This is a genomic window from Streptomyces viridosporus T7A, assembly GCF_008704515.1.
Classification (GTDB): domain Bacteria; phylum Actinomycetota; class Actinomycetes; order Streptomycetales; family Streptomycetaceae; genus Streptomyces; species Streptomyces viridosporus.
Genome location: NZ_CP023700.1, coordinates 5,331,281 through 5,348,565 on the forward strand (window position 1 = coordinate 5,331,281; position 17,285 = coordinate 5,348,565).

The window sequence follows — 17,285 nt, forward strand, 5'->3', positions numbered from 1 at the left end:
CCTCACCCCTGCGGCCGGCCCTTCGCGGCCCTCCGGTTGACCCCGCGGATCCTGCGGCCGAGCACGATCAGCCCGGCGACGAGCGTCCCCCCGTACAGCCAGCCGACCTGCGTCGCGAGGCCCGTCACCAGCCCCATCAGCCGGTCGCCGACCCCGTCGCCGCCCTCGCCGGCCACCGGGACCAGCCCCACGGCGAAGGCGATCGGCACGATGACGGGCGCGGTGAGCAGGTCGCCCTCGCGCACCCAGACCGCGGTCAGCACGCACACCGGCAGGAAGAGCACGCCGTACACCGTCTGGGACGCCCCGAACACCGCGGCGACCAGGAGCCCGAGCACGAGCATCACCAGGCCGCAGAACAGGCCCCCGCCCAGTCCGGTGAGCCGCGGGTTGGGCAGCCGCCGGGCGGCCGGCGCGGGAGCGGGGCGCCGCACGGGCACCGGCCGGCGCTGCGGCACCCGGGCGGGCCGGTCCGGCCGGGCGGGCCGCGCGACACCGCCGCCCGCTGCCCGCCCCGCCTGCGGAGGCAGCCGGGACCCGGACATCCCGGACGTCCCGGACGTCCCGGACGTCCCGGACGTCCCGGACGTCCCGGACGCATCGCGGGGCCTGGACGGCCGGGGCGGCTTGGACGGCCGGGGCGGCTTGGACGGCCTGGGCGGCGTGTCACGTCGCGGTCCGTACTGCGCTGGTCGCGTCCTGGGGTGCTCCATTGGACCAACTTAGGTCGTTTTATGTGCCGAACGGGCCCTCAGACACGCCGTGGATCGAAGCTCGGCCGGACGTTCGACACATCACCGGGGGCGCGGACGGGCACGCCGTAGACTGGTGGATCGGCCCACGCAGCCCAGTCGGCGGGGCCTCGTCCCCCCTCCTCACGTACGGGAAGTCAACGTGTCGCTCACGATCGGAATCGTCGGTCTGCCGAATGTCGGCAAGTCGACCCTGTTCAACGCCCTGACCAAGAACGACGTGCTGGCGGCCAACTACCCGTTCGCCACGATCGAGCCCAACGTCGGCGTCGTCGGCGTCCCCGACGCCCGGCTGGCGAAGCTGGCCGAGATCTTCGGCTCCCAGCGCATCCTCCCGGCCACGGTCGACTTCGTCGACATCGCCGGCATCGTGCGCGGCGCCAGCGAGGGCGAGGGACTCGGCAACAAGTTCCTGGCGAACATCCGCGAGTCCGACGCGATCTGCCAGGTCATCCGCGCCTTCAAGGACGAGAACGTCGTGCACGTCGACGGCAAGGTCTCGCCGAAGGACGACATCGAGACGATCAACACCGAGCTGATCCTCGCCGACCTGCAGACCATCGAGAAGGTCCTGCCGCGCCTGCAGAAGGAGTCGCGGATCAAGAAGGACGTCGCGCCCAAGGTCAAGGCGGTCGAGGAGGCCAAGGAGATCCTGGAGAAGGGCGACACGCTCTTCGCGCACGGCATCGTCCAGGGCACCGAGCGCAACGAGCTCCTGCACGACCTGCACCTCCTCACCACCAAGCCCTTCCTCTACGTCTTCAACGTCGACGAGGACGAGCTGGTCGACGAGGACTTCAAGAACGAGCAGCGCGCCCTGGTCGCCCCCGCCGAGGCGATCTTCCTCAACGCCAAGCTGGAGGCGGACCTCGCCGAACTGGACGAGGAGGACGCGCTCGAGCTGCTGGAGTCCGTCGGCGCCGAGGAGCCCGGCCTCGCCACCCTCGCCCGCGTCGGCTTCAACACCCTCGGCCTGCAGACGTACCTCACGGCCGGCCCGAAGGAGACCCGCGCCTGGACGATCAAGAGGGGCGCCACCGCCCCCGAGGCCGCCGGTGTCATCCACACCGACTTCCAGAAGGGCTTCATCAAGGCCGAGGTCATCTCCTTCGACGACCTCGTCGAGGCCGGCTCGGTCGCCGAGGCCCGCGCCAAGGGCAAGGCGCGCATGGAGGGCAAGGACTACGTGATGCGGGACGGGGACGTGGTGGAGTTCCGCTTCAACGTGTAGCGGATGGCACCACCACGTCGATGATTTAGCAAGTGTGCCGATCAGGAGGGGCCTGATCTTTCGAGGTCAGCCCTTTCCGGCCCGCACTGTCTCGGGACGGGAAAGGGGTTCCGCTGCCGCGGTGTGCGGCGGAGGGGGAGCCTCGGAGAGCCGCTCGTCTACCGGATCCCTTTCCGTCCTCGTCCCGTGTGCGGGGTTCGGCGGGCCGGTGCGGGCTGTGCGAGGGGTTTCAGAGGTACGGAGACGTCATGTCGTCCTCGCCCGTCTCCCACTGGTCTCTGTTCCTTTCGTTTGCGCTGCTCTCCGCGGCCCAGGGGGTGAACGTGTCCGCGCCCGCGTCGACGTCCGGGCCCGCGGCCGTGTCGGTGAACGGTGGGCCCTCGGGGGCTGGGGAGCGGGGCGGCCGAGGCCCCATGGTGTCCCCCTCGTCCGAAGGCTCGCCCTCTGGCCCCTCGTCGGGGGCCAGGCCAAAGGTCCGCCTGATCTCGTCGGCGGCCTCGTCCAGTCCTTCCGCTTCCAGGAACCGCATCACACGGTGTACGAGCACCGTGTACCCGTCCATGTCCGGCTTGAGGCCCGCAGCCGTCAGCAACAGGCGCAGCCGATCCGAGACCCCCACTTCTTCCTCGCGGTCGAACATCTCCCTTCCAAGGCCACCCTCGTCCCACAGCGGTCCTCCGACGGTCGCCTCGCTCCGCGCGCCCACGGGTGGAACGAGCAGGTGGCGGAAGAGTTCGGGCACCTCCTCGTCATTGGCCGCCGCCGCGATCTGGGCGAGCGGGCCGATCATGTGGACCGCCTTCTCGATCTCGTTCTCGTGCCGGGCCAACCACCACACCACCGCGCTGCCCGCACTCTTGAGTACGTCGTCGCCGAGGTAGCGCCGCTTGTTGCGCTCGTGCTGGCGCTCGTGCTCCCAGAGCTCCTCATCCTTGCGAAGGTCATTCAGCTTCCGCAGGCGCTCGCGGTCAGCGGGAGCGAGGGTCAGCGTCACGTCGACCGCCAGGGCCTTCACCCGTTCGTTCCGGTCCGGGAGCAGGATGCCCAACTCCCCGTCCAGGAGATACTGCGCGAAGCCCGCCCGGCCGGGTTCCTCATGGCGAACGACCTCCCGGGCCCGGCTGACGACCGAGGCGGCGGCGAGCGCCGGGGAGGCGTCGTCGGACCGGCCGGTGTGGTCGGGAACAGGCTTCCACCGCACGGTGGCGGAGAAGAGGAAGTCGTAGCCGTCCATCGCGCTCGGCAGCGCCGCGTCGATCACCCGTGTCTCCTGGTACGGCTGCTCCACCGGCGCCGCGGGCGGCTCGGGTTCCCCGGGCTCGTACGGGTCGGCCGGCGCGCGGCCACCGCTGAGGACTGTCATCACGAGCAGCAGGGAGCCCGAGGCCGTAACCATGGACATGAAGCCCCATAACCACGCTGACCAGTTCAGGAGGTTTCCGAGCACAGCCGGTGCGAGGCCGCAGAGAGCGACGAACAACAAGCTGGAAAAACGGTGTCTCACAGTGCCTCTTCCGTGGTCCGTGGTCCGGCGTCCGCACGCTCCGTACGGCGGTACTGCACGTGGTCGATGTACTGCCAGAAGAGGGCGGCGACCGCTGGCCGGGACGGGTGGCGCGCGGACCCAGCCCAGTCGCAGGCGATGGTGTAGAGGCGGTGGAGGGCGGCCGCGCGGCCGCGCGTCGCCCCGACCATCGTGTCCAGTGCCATCTTCTGGGTGCTGTCGCCTGCCACGGCGTTCAGCCAGCTGCTCACCAGCAGGTTCCAAAGCTCCGTCGGTGGCTGGGAGAACACCGCCTCCCAGCCCAGGAACAGGTCCGGCCACGGCGGCGGGTCCGGTGCCCGGTCGCTCCTCAGCAGCTCTGTGAGCAACTGGATATGGGGCTCCGCCGCGTGCGGCTCCCGATGCGTCCGGTCCCGTAAGCGATCGATCAACAGCCGGTAGAGCCGGCGGTCGCGGCCGGCGAGGTCGAGAAGCGCCTTCCGGGCCTCGCGCGCCGCCTCTCCCTTCCTCAAGGCGAGGTAGTGGAGCCGTACCACCGCCTGATCCGGGTGCGTCGCGCTGAGGCTCTGGACGCAGGCTGTGGTCAGGACACGGGCGAGACCGTCCGACAAGGAGCCGGATCTCACGACGCACTCGTACATCCGCTTGCGGAACCATCCCCCGAACCTCTCGTGGCCGAGACCGAGTTCGAGGGCCGCCACGGCTCGCGGATCGCAGGGTGTTCCGGTCGCGTGATCCGCCCAGCGTGCCACGAGGTCGAAGAGGTGGTCGGGTCGCCCGACGGCCATGGCTCGCTCGCCGAAGCGGACGACGACGTTCATCCGGTCGTCGGTGGTCAGGCCGCGCAGCCCGGCGGCGCGGCCGATCCAGTCTCTGAGGTCGTCGCGTACCCCAGGGAAGTTCGCCCAGAAGTACGTCCGTACCGCGTCGGCGTACGCCAACCGCTCGAAACGGAGCCGTCCGTTCAGATCCCGCTCGATCCCGAGCCCCGCCAACCGCTCTCCGAAATCCGTCCGCGCGAACTCAGTCGTCGCTTCCTCCTCGTGCCTCACCGTCTTCATCAGACCGTGCCACGCCTCGTAGACGGTGTCGGCGCGGGCCTCCTCGAACATCGCCGTCGCGAGCAGCAGGGCCCGCTCGGGCACGGTGCGGACCGCGGCCACCTGCCGGCCCACCTCGTCAGCACGGTCGGTCATCGCGTGCATCGCCTGGTCGAGCCATCCCGCGAAGTCGGTGCCGAACCGGCCGCTGTCACGAGCGGCCCTCACCAGTCCCGCAAGCCGTGCCAGTTCCCGCATGGGGGAGCGGTCGCACAGGTGCTGGAGGTCAGCGTTCCCCAGGTCCGCGGGGCGAAAGGGCATCCGGTCCATACGGAGGTACCGGGTGACGACGGCAACGCCCCTGGGGCGCCTCAGCTTCACCGTGTGCGGTTCAAGGTCCGGCGGGTGGGCGTGCTTCATGCCCGACGGCAGGACGACGACCATGTGGGCCCCCGCCTCCTGGATCTGTGACCGGCGCATGGCCAGGCGACGCTGGACCTTGTCGTACGTCTCCTCGTCGGCGATTTTGGAGAGGTCGAGGAGGAAGCGGTCCCCCATATCGGGAACGAGTGGGTTCTCGTCCTTGCCCGTGATGGGAAGCTCCTCGAACCGGACCCCCTCCTCGTCGGCGCCCCCGTCCTCACCGAACCTGTGTAGCAGCATGATCGCCGCGGCGCGGCGGCCGCTGCCGGGCGGCCCTTCCAGCAGCACCACCGATCCGGGCTTCTCCAGACGGTCGGAGGCAACGCGGTAGCCCACCGGCGGAACGAATCGGTCGGCCAGGTGCACCCGGTCCTCGCGGGTGATCCGGAGGGACTCGACCCCTTTGCGGATCATCCAGTCCGCGCCGACGCCGTAGAAGACGTACTGGTGCCCCTCGCCGTTGTTCACCGGGCCGCGCGGATCGTTGACGGTGACGCGGTCCTGCTCAGTCATCGTCCGTCGTCCGAGTGCCGGCGCTCGCGCTCGAAGTGCTGGTGGGCCGTACCACTATTGTCGCCCGCCGTGAACTGGACCCCGGTGTTGTCGCCCTCGAAGTGAGGTGCGTTGTACTGATGGCCCCGACCGGTGTTCACAGGCCCCTGTGGCTCGTTGACAAAGGTGCCGGACAGGTCTCCGTTGAGGTTGGCGATGCCTCCGCGGACGTCGCGCGTCCGCATCCTGGTGTGCTCGGTGCCCCGGGCCGATTTCTCGCGGGACTTCGCCTCTGCCCGCTCCCGGACCGCACGGGCGTCCCGGTCCACCGCACCCAGCTCGGGCAGGAGCCGGGCGAGGGTGTCGCCGAGCGCCGTCAGGTCCGATTCGGCGTTGCGGTGGTCGAACCGCCTGTACTGGCAGTCCGCCAGCTCCAGCAGATCATCCGGAAGGACGGTGCGGTCGATCCTCGTGGCCTTTCCGACGAGCACGGGCATCACCAGGATTCCGCGGTCGAGCGCGGTCCGGATCTCGCGACGGGTCCAGTCCTGCTCGGCTTCGAGGGCGGGGCGGCCGTCGACCCCCCGCACCTCCACCCAGCGTGGGCCGATCACGGCGAGGAGAGCCCCGCACTCCTCCACCGCCCTGACTAGTTCCATCGGGAAACGGCGTCCGGGCTCGATCGAGTTGCTGGCGAAGAAGATCCGCTCGCCGCCGAACCGACGGGCGAGTTCCCGAGCGATCATGGTCGCTGCGGACTCCTCGTCGCCTGTGCGGTAGTTGACGAAGACGTCGGGCATGAAGGTTCCCTTCGTGAGAGAAAGAGGGGTGAACGGGCACGGGGCTGTGGACCGGTGCTCCGGTCCGCCCGGGCCATGAGGTCCCGACCGTGTGACGGCATGGCGCATCCACGACATGGCGCCGCCTGGTGCGCACTGGTCGTGGGCAGTCCGAAGAGCCGGGTACGCGATGCGACACGTCGAGCTGTAATCGGGGGCCCGCCGACAATCGTGGGATCCGGAGGGACCGGGTAGTCCGGTGAGCCGGGCGGCTCGAGTCTGCGTCGGTCGTGGAGCGGCTGTCAGTCGTGCGCAGGGGCGAGTACGCGTGCTAGCGCGGGCTGCAGATCACGTACGGCGCGGCTGCTCCGGAACCGGGAGAGTTCCCGTGCGAGACGCCGGACGTCGCTGTTCACCGTCGCCGAGGGCACGGCTGGCAACACTCCCAGGAGATCCCCGGCGATTGTGCACGCGTGCTCAACCTCCCCGGAGGCGGCATGGGCCAAGGACCGGCGGAAGCCGTACCGGGCGCGGGTACGCAGCGCGTGCGGCGGGAGGCGGCTGTACTCCCGGTCGAGTACCTCGGCGGCGGCTTTGGGGCGGCCGAGGTCGTGCAGGCACCAGCCGCTCGACATCGCCGCCGGATCGCTCACGTGGGAGGTGCCGATCACGGGTTCAGCGCCATGGTGGGCGTCATCGCTGGCGAGCAGCTCCCGCGCCCTGTCGAGGCTGCGGAGGCAGTCGGCTTCGTTGCCGGCGAGCGCGTGCCCTTGGGCCTCCCGTTGGGCCGCGAGTCCCCGGATACGCGGCGGGAGTTCGCTGCTCTGGGCGCGGCGGGCCAGGGCGACGGTGCCAGCGGCGTCCCCGCCGTACATTGTGACCAGGGCGCGTCGCACCAACGCGTAGGAACCGAGGTACGGGTCACCCCCGGCGCGCGCCAGTTCGGCGGCCTCGCCCGTCCAGCCGAGCGCCGCGTCGCTGTCCCCGGCCTCCTGGGCCATCCAGCCGGTGAACTCAGCGAACCGCGAGGCCAGTAGGAGCGCAGGGGTCCGAGAAACCGACCGGGCGTCGGCGGCCACCCCGGCGATCATGCGGGTCTGCGTCTCCAGTAGGGGCAGCAGGACCTTGGGTGCGGTGGACTGACCGAGATTCCGCAGCTGGTCGAACTGCATGCGGAAGGAGGGCAGGAGGGGGGCGTCGGTAGAGGACAGCGCTTGACCACCGAGTTTCAGACCGAGGTCGATCAGCGCTCCCGTACCCGCCGAGAGGACCGCCCGGCGCCCGACGAGCCAGCGGCTCGGACCGGCGGGGGATCCGGCAGTGCCCGAGTCCGAGTCCGTCTCCGGACGGGTGACCAGGCGCTGCAGCTCGCCGTCCGCGCCGAGGAAGGAGTCGCATCGCCGGGCTAGTTCGGAGGACGCGGAACGCTCCCCGCGCTCGACCTTGCTGAGGTGTCCCTTGTCGTAGTTGAGCGCCACGGAGAGTTCAGTCAGAGTCAGCCCCGCTTCCACTCGTAAACGGCGAAGTTCCGGGCCAAAACATAAAGTCGTGCTCATCATCAACCTCCCCTTGAACAGTGATCGCGAAAGCCGTCCGCCCTTGCGGGGGCCGTCATCTGACGATCACCGGCCGACACGAACCCCGACGGCGAACACTCACTGTAATGACGAAGTTTCGCTTCGCATCCGAAAGTGAGTCTGGCACGACGCGCGCCTGGAGAATCGGGGTTCGGTGGTGTTGCCCGTTGCCTCTTTCGCTCTCCGCTGTTCCTCGTCCGCCCCTTGGGGTGACCGGGGTCGACCACAATCGGGATAAAGGCGTCGAGAATGGCAGGATCACGAGCGGGGTCCAGTCGTTCACGGAGTCGCAGCGCTCGTCGATCCAGCGCGTGGGTCGGTCGAGGTGGAGGTGGAGCACTGGTCCCGGAGGCGGTCGGGCCGGGTGAAGCGGGCGGTGTGGGCGGTGCCGAGGTGGCATCGAAGTGGAAGAGGGCACCGAGGGAATGGGTCTGGTCGCACGCAGGCAGCGCGGGGATGTGGCGGTCGAGGTGGGAGATGAGGATCTCGGCGTCCGTGTGCGTGCCGAACCGGGAATTTCTCTGCCTCGGGACCCCCGACCCGTCCGCAGTCAGTCCGCAGGGCACCCATAAACGGCTGTCGGGAGCCAACGCATGCCGACGAGGAAATCCCGGGTCAGGGTCCTGGACGAGGCTCCGTCGCGAGTCAGGGTCAGTCCGCAGGCATTCCACTTCAATTTCTGACATCTCATCGCATCTGCTGCCGGCCCGCTTGTCGGCGGGCCGGGTGCAGACGTCCGTCCGCGGGAAGTCCTTGCCTGTGGCGCGTTGTGGTTGATGGTCGACCTGATCGGAGTGGCTGTGGCCGACGCTTCAGACCTTGACGACCTCTACGGAGGGGCCGCACAGGAGTGTCAGGTCCTCGGGGTCGGAAGTAAGGACCGTGGCCGGCTGAGGCGCGTTACGGGCGATGACGGCGAAGGTGGCGTCGATGGCGTACTTGTGGCCGTGGAGGCGGTGGGCGCGAAGGAGGGTGGCGGCTTCGTCGGTGACCTCTCTGGTGACGTCGTGAATGTCGATGCGGGAGAGGACCCACTTGATGCGGGCCGGGTGGATCCGCTCGTAATCGGCCTCCAGAGTGGTCATGGCGCTGGTGACCACGCGAATGCCCTCCTCCGATGCCGCCTGGACCAGAGCCACGACGGTGCGGTCCTTGCGGTAGAGCTTGGAGAGTCCTTCGCTGTCGAGCAGCAGGGTGCCGGGCATCAGGCGGCTGCACCGCCTGGCTGTCGGTGGTCATGGCGCAGCAGCGCGCGGGCGGCCTCGACCTCCTCGCGGGTGAGCTCGTCATTGTCGGTCCCGAAGTCGGCGACGATCTCCCGCAGCTTGTCCATGGCAACCCGTTGTTCCAGGGCTTCGGCGACGTAGGCGGAGAAGCCGCCGGGCCCGACATGGGCGCGAACGGCCTCGGCGAGGTCCTCGGGCAGGCTGACGGAGTACTTTCTGCTACTGCTCATACTGTCGATCCTACCGGCGGTCGTAACTCTGTGGGCGTGCAGGGTCATGGCGGCGCCGGAGGCGGCTCGGCGCGTCCGGCGCCGCCATGCGGCAGGCTGCCCGGTCCGCAGACGATCACGCCGGGGTGCGACGCGATGCGGGCCATGAGACGGAGGAAGACCGTGCCACTGAACGGAATATCCGCACCCATTTCGCCTTCGCCCGCCCCAGGGCGACTGTGGAGCTCGGCGCGCCACAGCCGAGTACCTGGAGAGGGTTTGGCGGGAGACGTCGATCCCGGAACCGGCGGGCACCGTGAACGGCGCGGGGGCGGTGGGAGGATGCCGGGACGGCGAGAGGGAGGCGGGCGCGTGGGGCGGGGTGAGCGGGACGCGGTCGCGCGGGGGGCGCGGCTGTACGAGGCGGCGCAGGCCGTGGCCGGTGATCACGGCAGGGCGGTCGAGGCCGTACGGGCGGCGCTGAGGCCGCTCCACGACGCGGAGGTGAAGCGGGAGCTCGACGCCATCCCCGTCGCCCGGCTGCAGGACGTCACCGAAGGGCGGCTGCGGCTGGGGAGCGTCGAGAAGAGCGGACTGCGCACGGTGGGCGGTGTGCTCGAAGCGGGCCCCTACCGGTTGCGGCAGATCCCCGGCGTCGGGCAGCGCACCGTCGACCAGGTGCTCGCCGCCGCCCGCCGGCTCTCCGAGGCCGCGTACGAGACCGTGGCCGTCCACATCGACGTGGACCGGCCGGAACCGGGCACCACCGCGCTCGTCGTGGCCCTGCACGTCCTGGTGGAGGCCGGTCCGGACGCCCGGCGCGCGGTCGACCGGGCCGCCGCCCTGTCGGAACGGCTCGGTCCGTTGCTGGCCGACGCCGGGCCCGCCACCGGGCGGATCCGGATGCTCCTGGCGGGCCGGGACAAGAGGGCCCGCGCGCTGGCGGCGGTCGCCGGGATCCGGTCGTTGGTGGACGAGGCGGAGCAGGCGGACCTGCCCGGGCTGTTCGCGCAGGCTTCGGTGGACCTGCTGCGGGGACCCGCGTCCGACGTCGAGGCCTGGGTGGACTTCGAACTCCGCTCCGCCGAGTACTACAGCCTGCTCGCCGAGATCTCCGGGCGGCCGCCCGACGCGGCCGCCGTCGAGGGCTTCCTGCCGGACGGGATCGCCGAGCGGGTACGGGCCCAGCACCTCGACGACTCCCACCGGCGGGTCTCCCTGCGCGGTTACCAGGCGTTCGGCGCGCGGTTCGCCCTCGCGCAGCGCAAGGTGATGCTCGGTGACGAGATGGGCCTGGGCAAGACCGTCCAGGCGATCGCCGTGCTGGCCCACCTGGCCGCCGAGGGACAGAGCCACTTCCTGGTCGTCTGTCCGGCGAGCGTCCTCGTGAACTGGACGAGGGAGATCGAGGCCCGCAGCGCCCTGCGCGTCACGGTGCTGCACGGCCCCGACCGGCACGACGCGTTCGCCGACTGGAAGGGGCGGGGCGGGGTCGGGGTGACCACGTTCGACGCGCTGCGCGGTTTCCCCGCGCCGGGCGGAGGAGAGGTCGGACTGCTCGTCGTCGACGAGGCGCACTTCGTGAAGAATCCGCAGGCCCGGCGGTCCCAGGCGGTCGCGCGGTGGGCGGAGCGCTGCGAGCGCGTCCTCTTCATGACCGGGACCCCGATGGAGAACAGGGTCGCGGAGTTCCGCGACCTGGTCCGGATGCTCGATCCCGGCGTCGCGGAATTCCTGGGCGAACGGGACACGTTGGCCGGATCGGTCGCCTTCCGCAAGGCCGTCGCCCCGGTCTACCTGCGGCGCAACCAGGAGGACGTGCTGACGGAACTGCCGAGCCTCCAGCAGACCGACGAGTGGGAGGAGCTGAGCGCCTCGGACGAGGAGGCCTACCGCGAGGCCGTGCGCGCCGGCAACTTCATGGCGATGCGCAGGGCCGCGTACCTGCGCCCCGGGAAGTCGGCCAAGCTGGGCCGGCTCCGGGAGATCGTCCAGGAGGCCGGGGAGAACGGGCGGAAGACAGTGGTCTTCTCCCACTTCAGGGACGTCCTGGGGGTGGTGGAGGAGGCACTCGCCGCCGACGCCCGGGTGTTCGGTCCGCTCACCGGGAGCGTCCCGGCCGGGCGGCGGCAGCGGCTCGTCGACGACTTCGCCGGTGCCCCGGGGCCCGCGGTGCTCCTGGCGCAGATCCAGGCGGCGGGCGTCGGCCTCAACCTGCAGGCCGCCTCGGTCGTCGTCCTCTGCGAACCGCAGATCAAGCCGACCCTCGAGCACCAGGCGGTGGCCCGGGCCCACCGCATGGGCCAGGTCAGGCCGGTCCGCGTGCACCGCCTCCTCGCCACCGGGGGAGTCGACGAACGCCTGGTGAGGATGCTGGAGGACAAGACCCGGCTGTTCGACGCCTACGCCCGCCGCAGTGCCGTGGCCGAGGCCACCCCGGACGCGGTCGACGTCTCGGACGCCGAGCTGGCGCGCCGGATCGTCGAGGAGGAGCAGGCACGCCTGGGCGTGACGGGCGGGAGGGACGCGGCACCCGGATGAGCCGGGCCGCGCCGACGGAGGGAAGCGGAGGGCCGGGCGGAGCTCCGGCGCGTCGGTGGCCGGGGCGTCGGCGGCCGGAGCGGAAACCGCGAGCCGGGCCGGCCCCATGGCGCGTCGCGCCCGTCCGGGACGCCGCGCGTCCGCAGGAAGGCGGTCGCCGCAGGTGCGCGGCTGTCGGAGGCGCAGAACGAGACGACGTACTCGACGCGGACCGGCGCGTCGACCTGCCCCGGGGACGTGCGAGGTCCGGACCGAGCCGCCCGTCGCCCCGGTGCCCCGCGCTTCCCCGTCCGGGCAGGGGCGGCCGAGTCACCGGAAGCGGGGGTGCCGTCCGCGGAGCGGGGCTTCTCCCGGTGCCGCGGGACACGGTGCGCCGTACAGTGGAGGGCACGACCTCTGCCGGGCCTGCGGTACCCCCTTGCCGCAGCCACCCGCCGGCCCAGCCGGCACGACGCGGAGGATCGACGTGCTCACTCGTTCCGTTCCCTTCAGCCTCTTCGGCACCGAGCCGCCCGCCGCCCGTGCGTGGATCCGTGAGGCCGCTTGCATCGGTGAGGATCCCGAGCTGTTCTTCCCCCTGAGCGAGCAGGAGGACGACCCGCAGGTCGCCGCCGCCCGTGCGGTCTGCCGCCGTTGCCGCGTCCTGCTCGCCTGCCGTTCCTGGGCCCTCGAGCAGGGGGAGGACGCCGGCGTCTGGGGCGGGACCACCGCCGGGCAGCGCCGCGCCATCAGTCGTGCGCTGCTCGACGACCCGGCGGGCGAGCGGATCCGCAGGCGGCGGCGGGAGCCGGAGAGCGACGACGACCCGAGCCCGTGAGCGCCGCCGGGACCGGCGGGCGGGCCGCATCGGTCGGGCCGCATCGGTCAGGAATGGAGAAGCGCGGGTCACGGGGCCGTACCTAGCCTGAACGCCATGGACATCACCATTCACACGACCTTCCTCCCGCACGACGACCCGGACGCGTCCCTGGCCTTCTACCGCGACGTCCTCGGCTTCGAGGTCCGCAACGACGTCGGACAGGGCAAGATGCGCTGGATCACGGTCGGCCCCGCCGGCCAGCCCGGTACGTCCATCCTCCTGGCGCCGCCGACCGCCGACCCCGGGCTCACCGAGGACGAGCGCCGCACCATCACCGAGATGATGGCCAAGGGCACCTACGGCTGGATCCTGCTGGCCACCCCGGACCTCGACGGCACGTTCGAGAAGGTGCAGGCCCGTGACGCCGAGGTCGTCCAGGAACCGACCGAGCAGCCGTACGGCATCCGCGACTGCGCCTTCCGCGACCCCGCGGGCAACCTGGTCCGCATCCAGGAAGTCCGCTGAACCCTCCGGCCGCGTCACCGCCGGGCACCTCACCGGTCACACCGGTGTGCGCCCGGCCGTGCGCCCGCCGGTCCCGGCGAGAAGCCCCGATGGGAAGCCTCGGCGAGAAACCCCGGTGAGAAGGAGCCCTTCATGTGTCACCCCTCGTGGGGGCGCGCCCGCGCCGCGGCGCAGCGCCTGAGCGACTTCGCCCGCCTGCGCCGCGTCCGCGACCGGATCGACCGGGAGTACGCGCGGCCGCTCGACGTCGAGGCGCTCGCCCGCGGCGCGGGCATGGCCCCCGGGCACCTCGGCCGCCGGTTCCGGCTGGCCTACGGCAGGTCGCCGTACGCGTACCTGACGGCACGTCGCGTCGAGCGCGCGACCGTGCTGCTGCTCCACGGCGACCTCGGCGTCGCCGAGGTCTGCGCCGCGGTCGGCTGTCCGTCGCCGGCCGTCTTCGACGCCCGCTTCACCGAGCTGGTCGGCGTGCCGCCCGGCGCCTACCGGTCCGCGCACCGGGTGCCGGGGCTCCCACGCGACCGGTGAGCGACGGCACCCGCCCCCGGGGGCCCCTCCCCGAACCGGCCGGAGGGCACAGGGCGGACGCGCCGCCGCGGGGAGGTGGGGAGAGGCCGCGGGGCACCCGCGAGGGCTCGACGGGCCCCACCGGTACTTGACGGGCCCCACCGGTACCCCCTGGCCCGGTACCTCCTGACCCGGTATTTCCTGATCCGGCCGCGGTGCCTCCGGGCCCGGCACGGGGTGAATGAGCCGGAGGGACGCGGCCTCATGCGCGCCGGCCGCCGCTTCGGCCGACCGCCCCCCGCCCCCTCCGCCGCCCCGCCGTCCCGCCACCCCCTCCGCCGCCGACGGACGTTCGGCACGTGGCCGGAAGAACGTGACGGGAGCGGGGCGGCGTCCTCGCGTTTCTGCAGGGCCCTTGTGCAATTCCTGTGGACCCCTCAATCTTTCGGCTGGAGCACGGACCCGGTCACCCCGGTATTGACATGATCCTGTCATTAAAGGGGGCGCTTCGTCACGCCCGCGGCCCGTGCGTCACCGATCGACCGCACCGCCCCCCACATCAGCGCACCACCGATCGAGGAGGACCCCTCAGATGGCAGTGATGCGTCACACCCGGCGGAGCACCACCCGAAGACTCACCCTTCTCGGCGCGGCGACCACCGCCACCCTCGTCGCCGGTCTCGTCTCCGCCCTCCCCGCGGGCGCGGCCCCGGCCGCGCCCGAAGGCCGCATCCAGTACGAGGGCGCCGCGAACGCCGTCGCCGGCAGCTACATCGTGACCCTCAAGGCGGACGAGGCCCGTTCCGGTTCCGCCGAGGGCCGTGCCCTGGCGAAGAAGTACGGCGCCGACATCGAGCGGACCTACACCAAGGCCCTGAACGGCTACGAGGTCCGGGCGTCCGAGGCCGAGGCCGAGCGCTTCGCCGCCGACCCGGCCGTCGCCTCGGTGATCCAGAACCGCACCTTCAGCATCACCGGCACCCAGCCCGGCCCGCCCTCCTGGGGCCTGGACCGGATCGACCAGCGGAACCTCCCGCTGAACAGCTCCTACACCTACCCGGACTCGGCCGGGGAGGGCGTGACGGCGTACGTCATCGACACCGGCGTCCGCATCACCCACAGCGACTTCGGCGGTCGCGCCTTTGACGGCTACGACGCGATCGACAACGACAACATCGCCCAGGACGGCCACGGCCACGGCACCCATGTCGCCGGCACGGTCGCGGGCAGCGCCCACGGCGTCGCCAAGAAGGCGAAGGTCGTCGGCGTCCGGGTGCTGAACAACTCCGGCTCCGGCACCACCGCCCAGGTCGTCGCCGGCATCGACTGGGTGGCGCGGAACGCGGTCAAGCCCGCCGTCGCCAACATGTCCCTCGGCGGCGGTGCCGACAGCGCCCTGGACGCGGCCGTCCGGGGCGCCATCGCCTCCGGCGTCACCTTCGTCGTCGCGGCCGGCAACGAGTCCACCAACGCCTCCACCAAGTCCCCGGCCCGTGTCACCGAGGCGATCACCGTCGGCGCCACCACCTCCGGTGACGCCCGCGCCAGCTACTCCAACTACGGTTCCGTCGTGGACCTGTTCGCGCCGGGCTCCTCCATCACCTCCGCCTGGCGCACCAGCGACACGGCCACCAGCACCATCTCCGGTACGTCCATGGCGAGTCCGCACGTCGCCGGGGCCGCCGCGCTCCACCTGGCCGACAACCCCTCGGCCACCCCCGCCCAGGTCTCCTCCGCGCTGACCTCCGCCGCCACCACCGGCGTCGTCGGCAACCCGGGCAGCGGTTCGCCCAACCGCCTGCTGTACGTGGGCGACGGGGGCACGACCCCGCCCCCGACCGGCGACCGCTTCGAGAGCACCACCGGCTACGCCATCCCCGACAACTCCACCGTCGAGTCCCCGGTGACCGTCTCCGGCGTCTCCGGCAACGCGCCCTCGAACCTGGCCGTCGACGTCGACATCACCCACACCTACATCGGTGACCTCCAGGTCCAGTTGATCGCCCCCGACGGCACGGCGTACACGCTGAAGTCGTACGGCACCGGCGGCAGCGCGGACGACATCCGGACCACGTACACCGTCGACGCCTCCTCGGAGACGGCGAACGGCACCTGGAAGCTGCGGGTCAGCGACAACGCGTGGTGGGACTCCGGGCGCCTCAACGGCTGGGCCCTGCAGTTCTGACGCCGCGGTGAGGCGTTCCTGAGGCCGTGTCGGCTCCCGGAGCCGCTCGGCACACGGGCGCCCCCGTCCTCGGTGGGGGTACCGGGTCGGTGACCCGGTCCGCCGCCGGGACGGGGGCGCTCCGCCCGAACAGGGGGCCCGTGCCCCGCACCCGCGTTCGCGCCTACGATGCGCCCAGCCGACCGTCGGCCCCTCTCCACGCATCGCAGCCGAACCAGGAGCACGGTACCCGTGTCCATACCCCGCCCTCCGGGCCCCCGTACCCCCAGGACGCGCAGGGCGGCCCCCAGGGCCCGTACCCCGCTCCTCCCCAGCCGCACGGGCCGTACGGGCCGTACGCGCCGCCGCAGTTCCCCCACGGCGGTGGTCCGGGCCCCGCGCCCTACGGCCTGTACGGGCCCTACGGCCCCCGCCCTCCGGCCGCCGTCAACGGGGTGGCCATCGCGGCCCTCGTCTTCGGTGTGCTGTGTTTCCTGCCGGCCGTCGGTCTCGTGCTGGGGCTGGTCGCGCTGCGGCAGATCCGGCGCCGGGGGGAACGCGGCCGGGGCATGGCGATCGCCGGGTCGGTGCTGTCGTCCCTCGGTCTGGCGCTGTGGGTGCTCTCGCTCGCCACGGGCGCCGCGGCCGAGTTCTGGGAGGGCTTCAAGGAGGGGGCGCGCGGCAACACGGTCCTCGTGCTGGAGAAGGGGGACTGCTTCGACGCACCCGACGGCCTGGAGGGCCTGGCCTACGAGGCCTACCCGGTGCCCTGCGAGGAGGAGCACGACGGCGAGGTGTTCGCCCTGGTCGCCCTGGACGACGGCGCGTACCCCGGCGACGACCGGCTCGCCGACACCGCCGACGAGCGGTGCTACGACCTCCAGGACGTCTACACCATGGACGGCTGGGCGCTGCCCGGCCACGTGGACGTGTACCACCTCGTCCCCTCGCGGGAGGGCTGGCGGTACGGCGACCGCGAGATCACCTGTGTGTTCGGCCACCGGGACGCGCGGACCGCCCTCACCGGATCGCTGCGCCGGGATGAGACCACGCTCGACCCGCACCAGGTGGCCTACCTCGAGGCGGCCCGCGTCCTCGACACGGCCCTGGACGAGGCGCCCGAGGCCGAGTCCGCCGAGGACGACCTGTCCGGCCACCAGGAATGGGCGGGCCGGATCTCCGAGGCGCTCGCCGAGCAGACCGGGATGCTGCGCGGGCACGCGTGGCCCGCCGGCGCGCAGCGGCCGGTGACGGACCTGGCCGACGAGCTGGAGAAGGCCGGGGCCCAGTGGGCGAAGGCCGCGCAGGCCGGTGACGTGGGCGCGTACCACGACCACTCCGACAAGGGCTGGGAACTCATCGACCCCCGCAGGTCGGTCACCGCGCGCAAGGCCCTGGGCCTGGCCACCTCGCCGCCCGAGTACGACGAGGAGATCGAGCGCGACACCGGGAGCGGCGGCATGGAGGTGTGACGGCCGTTATAGCGGGGAGAAAGTGCCTGGTAAAGCCCTTGCGC

At 71.7% G+C, this 17,285-nt stretch carries 14 protein-coding genes; 7 read left to right on the plus strand and 7 right to left on the minus strand.

Annotated features, from left to right (window positions below; all coding sequences use genetic code 11):
• Positions 1-2: 2 nt before the first annotated feature.
• On the minus strand, positions 3-545 hold the full coding sequence (locus CP969_RS33960) for a DUF6542 domain-containing protein (protein ID WP_016824774.1): 543 nt from the start codon (positions 543-545) through the stop codon (positions 3-5).
• Positions 546-894: 349 nt separating this feature from the next.
• On the opposite strand from CP969_RS33960, the gene ychF reads away from it, so the two are divergent.
• On the plus strand, positions 895-1,983 hold the full coding sequence (gene ychF / locus CP969_RS24810) for a redox-regulated ATPase YchF (protein ID WP_004983834.1): 1,089 nt from the start codon (positions 895-897) through the stop codon (positions 1,981-1,983).
• 229 nt (positions 1,984-2,212) lie between these two features.
• Here ychF and CP969_RS24815 read toward each other — a convergent pair whose 3' ends face one another.
• From CP969_RS24815 to CP969_RS24840, 6 genes are all read right to left on the minus strand, one after another.
• The gene (locus CP969_RS24815; RefSeq protein ID WP_223887101.1) at positions 2,213-3,385 is read right to left on the minus strand and encodes a hypothetical protein; all 1,173 of its coding nucleotides are present in this window, start codon (positions 3,383-3,385) and stop codon (positions 2,213-2,215) included.
• Positions 3,386-3,483: 98 nt separating this feature from the next.
• A complete protein-coding gene (locus tag CP969_RS24820; RefSeq protein WP_016824772.1) occupies positions 3,484-5,463 on the minus strand; it encodes a hypothetical protein in 1,980 nt (659 codons plus the stop codon).
• Complete coding sequence (locus tag CP969_RS24825; RefSeq protein ID WP_016824771.1) at positions 5,460-6,242, minus strand: toll/interleukin-1 receptor domain-containing protein; 783 nt, start codon at positions 6,240-6,242, stop codon at positions 5,460-5,462. Before CP969_RS24825 ends, CP969_RS24820 begins: the two co-directional genes overlap by 4 nt.
• A gap of 281 nt (positions 6,243-6,523) precedes the next feature.
• Positions 6,524-7,777, minus strand: a complete 1,254-nt coding sequence (locus tag CP969_RS24830; protein WP_026084903.1) for a helix-turn-helix domain-containing protein — start codon at positions 7,775-7,777, stop codon at positions 6,524-6,526.
• Between the two features lie 833 nt (positions 7,778-8,610).
• Positions 8,611-9,003: a hypothetical protein gene (locus tag CP969_RS24835; protein ID WP_016824769.1), complete on the minus strand. Its 393-nt coding sequence runs from the start codon at positions 9,001-9,003 to the stop codon at positions 8,611-8,613.
• Positions 9,003-9,254: a hypothetical protein gene (locus CP969_RS24840; protein WP_026084902.1), complete on the minus strand. Its 252-nt coding sequence runs from the start codon at positions 9,252-9,254 to the stop codon at positions 9,003-9,005. Before CP969_RS24840 ends, CP969_RS24835 begins: the two co-directional genes overlap by 1 nt.
• A 351-nt stretch (positions 9,255-9,605) precedes the next feature.
• Here CP969_RS24840 and CP969_RS24845 point away from each other — a divergent pair, with 351 nt between their 5' ends.
• From CP969_RS24845 to CP969_RS24875, 6 genes are all read left to right on the plus strand, one after another.
• Positions 9,606-11,774, plus strand: coding sequence for a DEAD/DEAH box helicase (locus CP969_RS24845; RefSeq protein ID WP_016824767.1), 2,169 nt, complete (start codon positions 9,606-9,608; stop codon positions 11,772-11,774).
• A 466-nt stretch (positions 11,775-12,240) separates the two neighbouring features.
• Positions 12,241-12,591: a WhiB family transcriptional regulator gene (locus CP969_RS24855; RefSeq protein WP_004983830.1), complete on the plus strand. Its 351-nt coding sequence runs from the start codon at positions 12,241-12,243 to the stop codon at positions 12,589-12,591.
• 96 nt (positions 12,592-12,687) lie between these two features.
• Positions 12,688-13,098, plus strand: a complete 411-nt coding sequence (locus tag CP969_RS24860; protein ID WP_016824766.1) for a VOC family protein — start codon at positions 12,688-12,690, stop codon at positions 13,096-13,098.
• A 132-nt stretch (positions 13,099-13,230) separates the two neighbouring features.
• A complete protein-coding gene (locus CP969_RS24865; RefSeq protein WP_016824765.1) occupies positions 13,231-13,626 on the plus strand; it encodes a helix-turn-helix transcriptional regulator in 396 nt (131 codons plus the stop codon).
• Positions 13,627-14,197: 571 nt separating this feature from the next.
• Positions 14,198-15,790: a S8 family peptidase gene (locus CP969_RS24870; protein ID WP_004983824.1), complete on the plus strand. Its 1,593-nt coding sequence runs from the start codon at positions 14,198-14,200 to the stop codon at positions 15,788-15,790.
• Between the two features lie 434 nt (positions 15,791-16,224).
• Positions 16,225-17,241, plus strand: a complete 1,017-nt coding sequence (locus CP969_RS24875; RefSeq protein WP_016824764.1) for a DUF4190 domain-containing protein — start codon at positions 16,225-16,227, stop codon at positions 17,239-17,241.
• Positions 17,242-17,285 lie beyond the last annotated feature (44 nt).

Coding starts and splice junctions, on each gene's coding strand:
- CP969_RS33960 (WP_016824774.1), bottom strand. CDS start 545: ATGTCCGGGTCCCGGCTGCCTCCGCAGGCGGGGCGGGCAGCGGGCGGC.
- CP969_RS24815 (WP_223887101.1), bottom strand. CDS start 3,385: ATGTCCATGGTTACGGCCTCGGGCTCCCTGCTGCTCGTGATGACAGTC.
- CP969_RS24820 (WP_016824772.1), bottom strand. CDS start 5,463: ATGACTGAGCAGGACCGCGTCACCGTCAACGATCCGCGCGGCCCGGTG.
- CP969_RS24825 (WP_016824771.1), bottom strand. CDS start 6,242: ATGCCCGACGTCTTCGTCAACTACCGCACAGGCGACGAGGAGTCCGCA.
- CP969_RS24830 (WP_026084903.1), bottom strand. CDS start 7,777: ATGAGCACGACTTTATGTTTTGGCCCGGAACTTCGCCGTTTACGAGTG.
- CP969_RS24835 (WP_016824769.1), bottom strand. CDS start 9,003: ATGCCCGGCACCCTGCTGCTCGACAGCGAAGGACTCTCCAAGCTCTAC.
- CP969_RS24840 (WP_026084902.1), bottom strand. CDS start 9,254: ATGAGCAGTAGCAGAAAGTACTCCGTCAGCCTGCCCGAGGACCTCGCC.
- CP969_RS24860 (WP_016824766.1), top strand. CDS start 12,688: ATGGACATCACCATTCACACGACCTTCCTCCCGCACGACGACCCGGAC.
- CP969_RS24865 (WP_016824765.1), top strand. CDS start 13,231: ATGTGTCACCCCTCGTGGGGGCGCGCCCGCGCCGCGGCGCAGCGCCTG.
- CP969_RS24870 (WP_004983824.1), top strand. CDS start 14,198: ATGGCAGTGATGCGTCACACCCGGCGGAGCACCACCCGAAGACTCACC.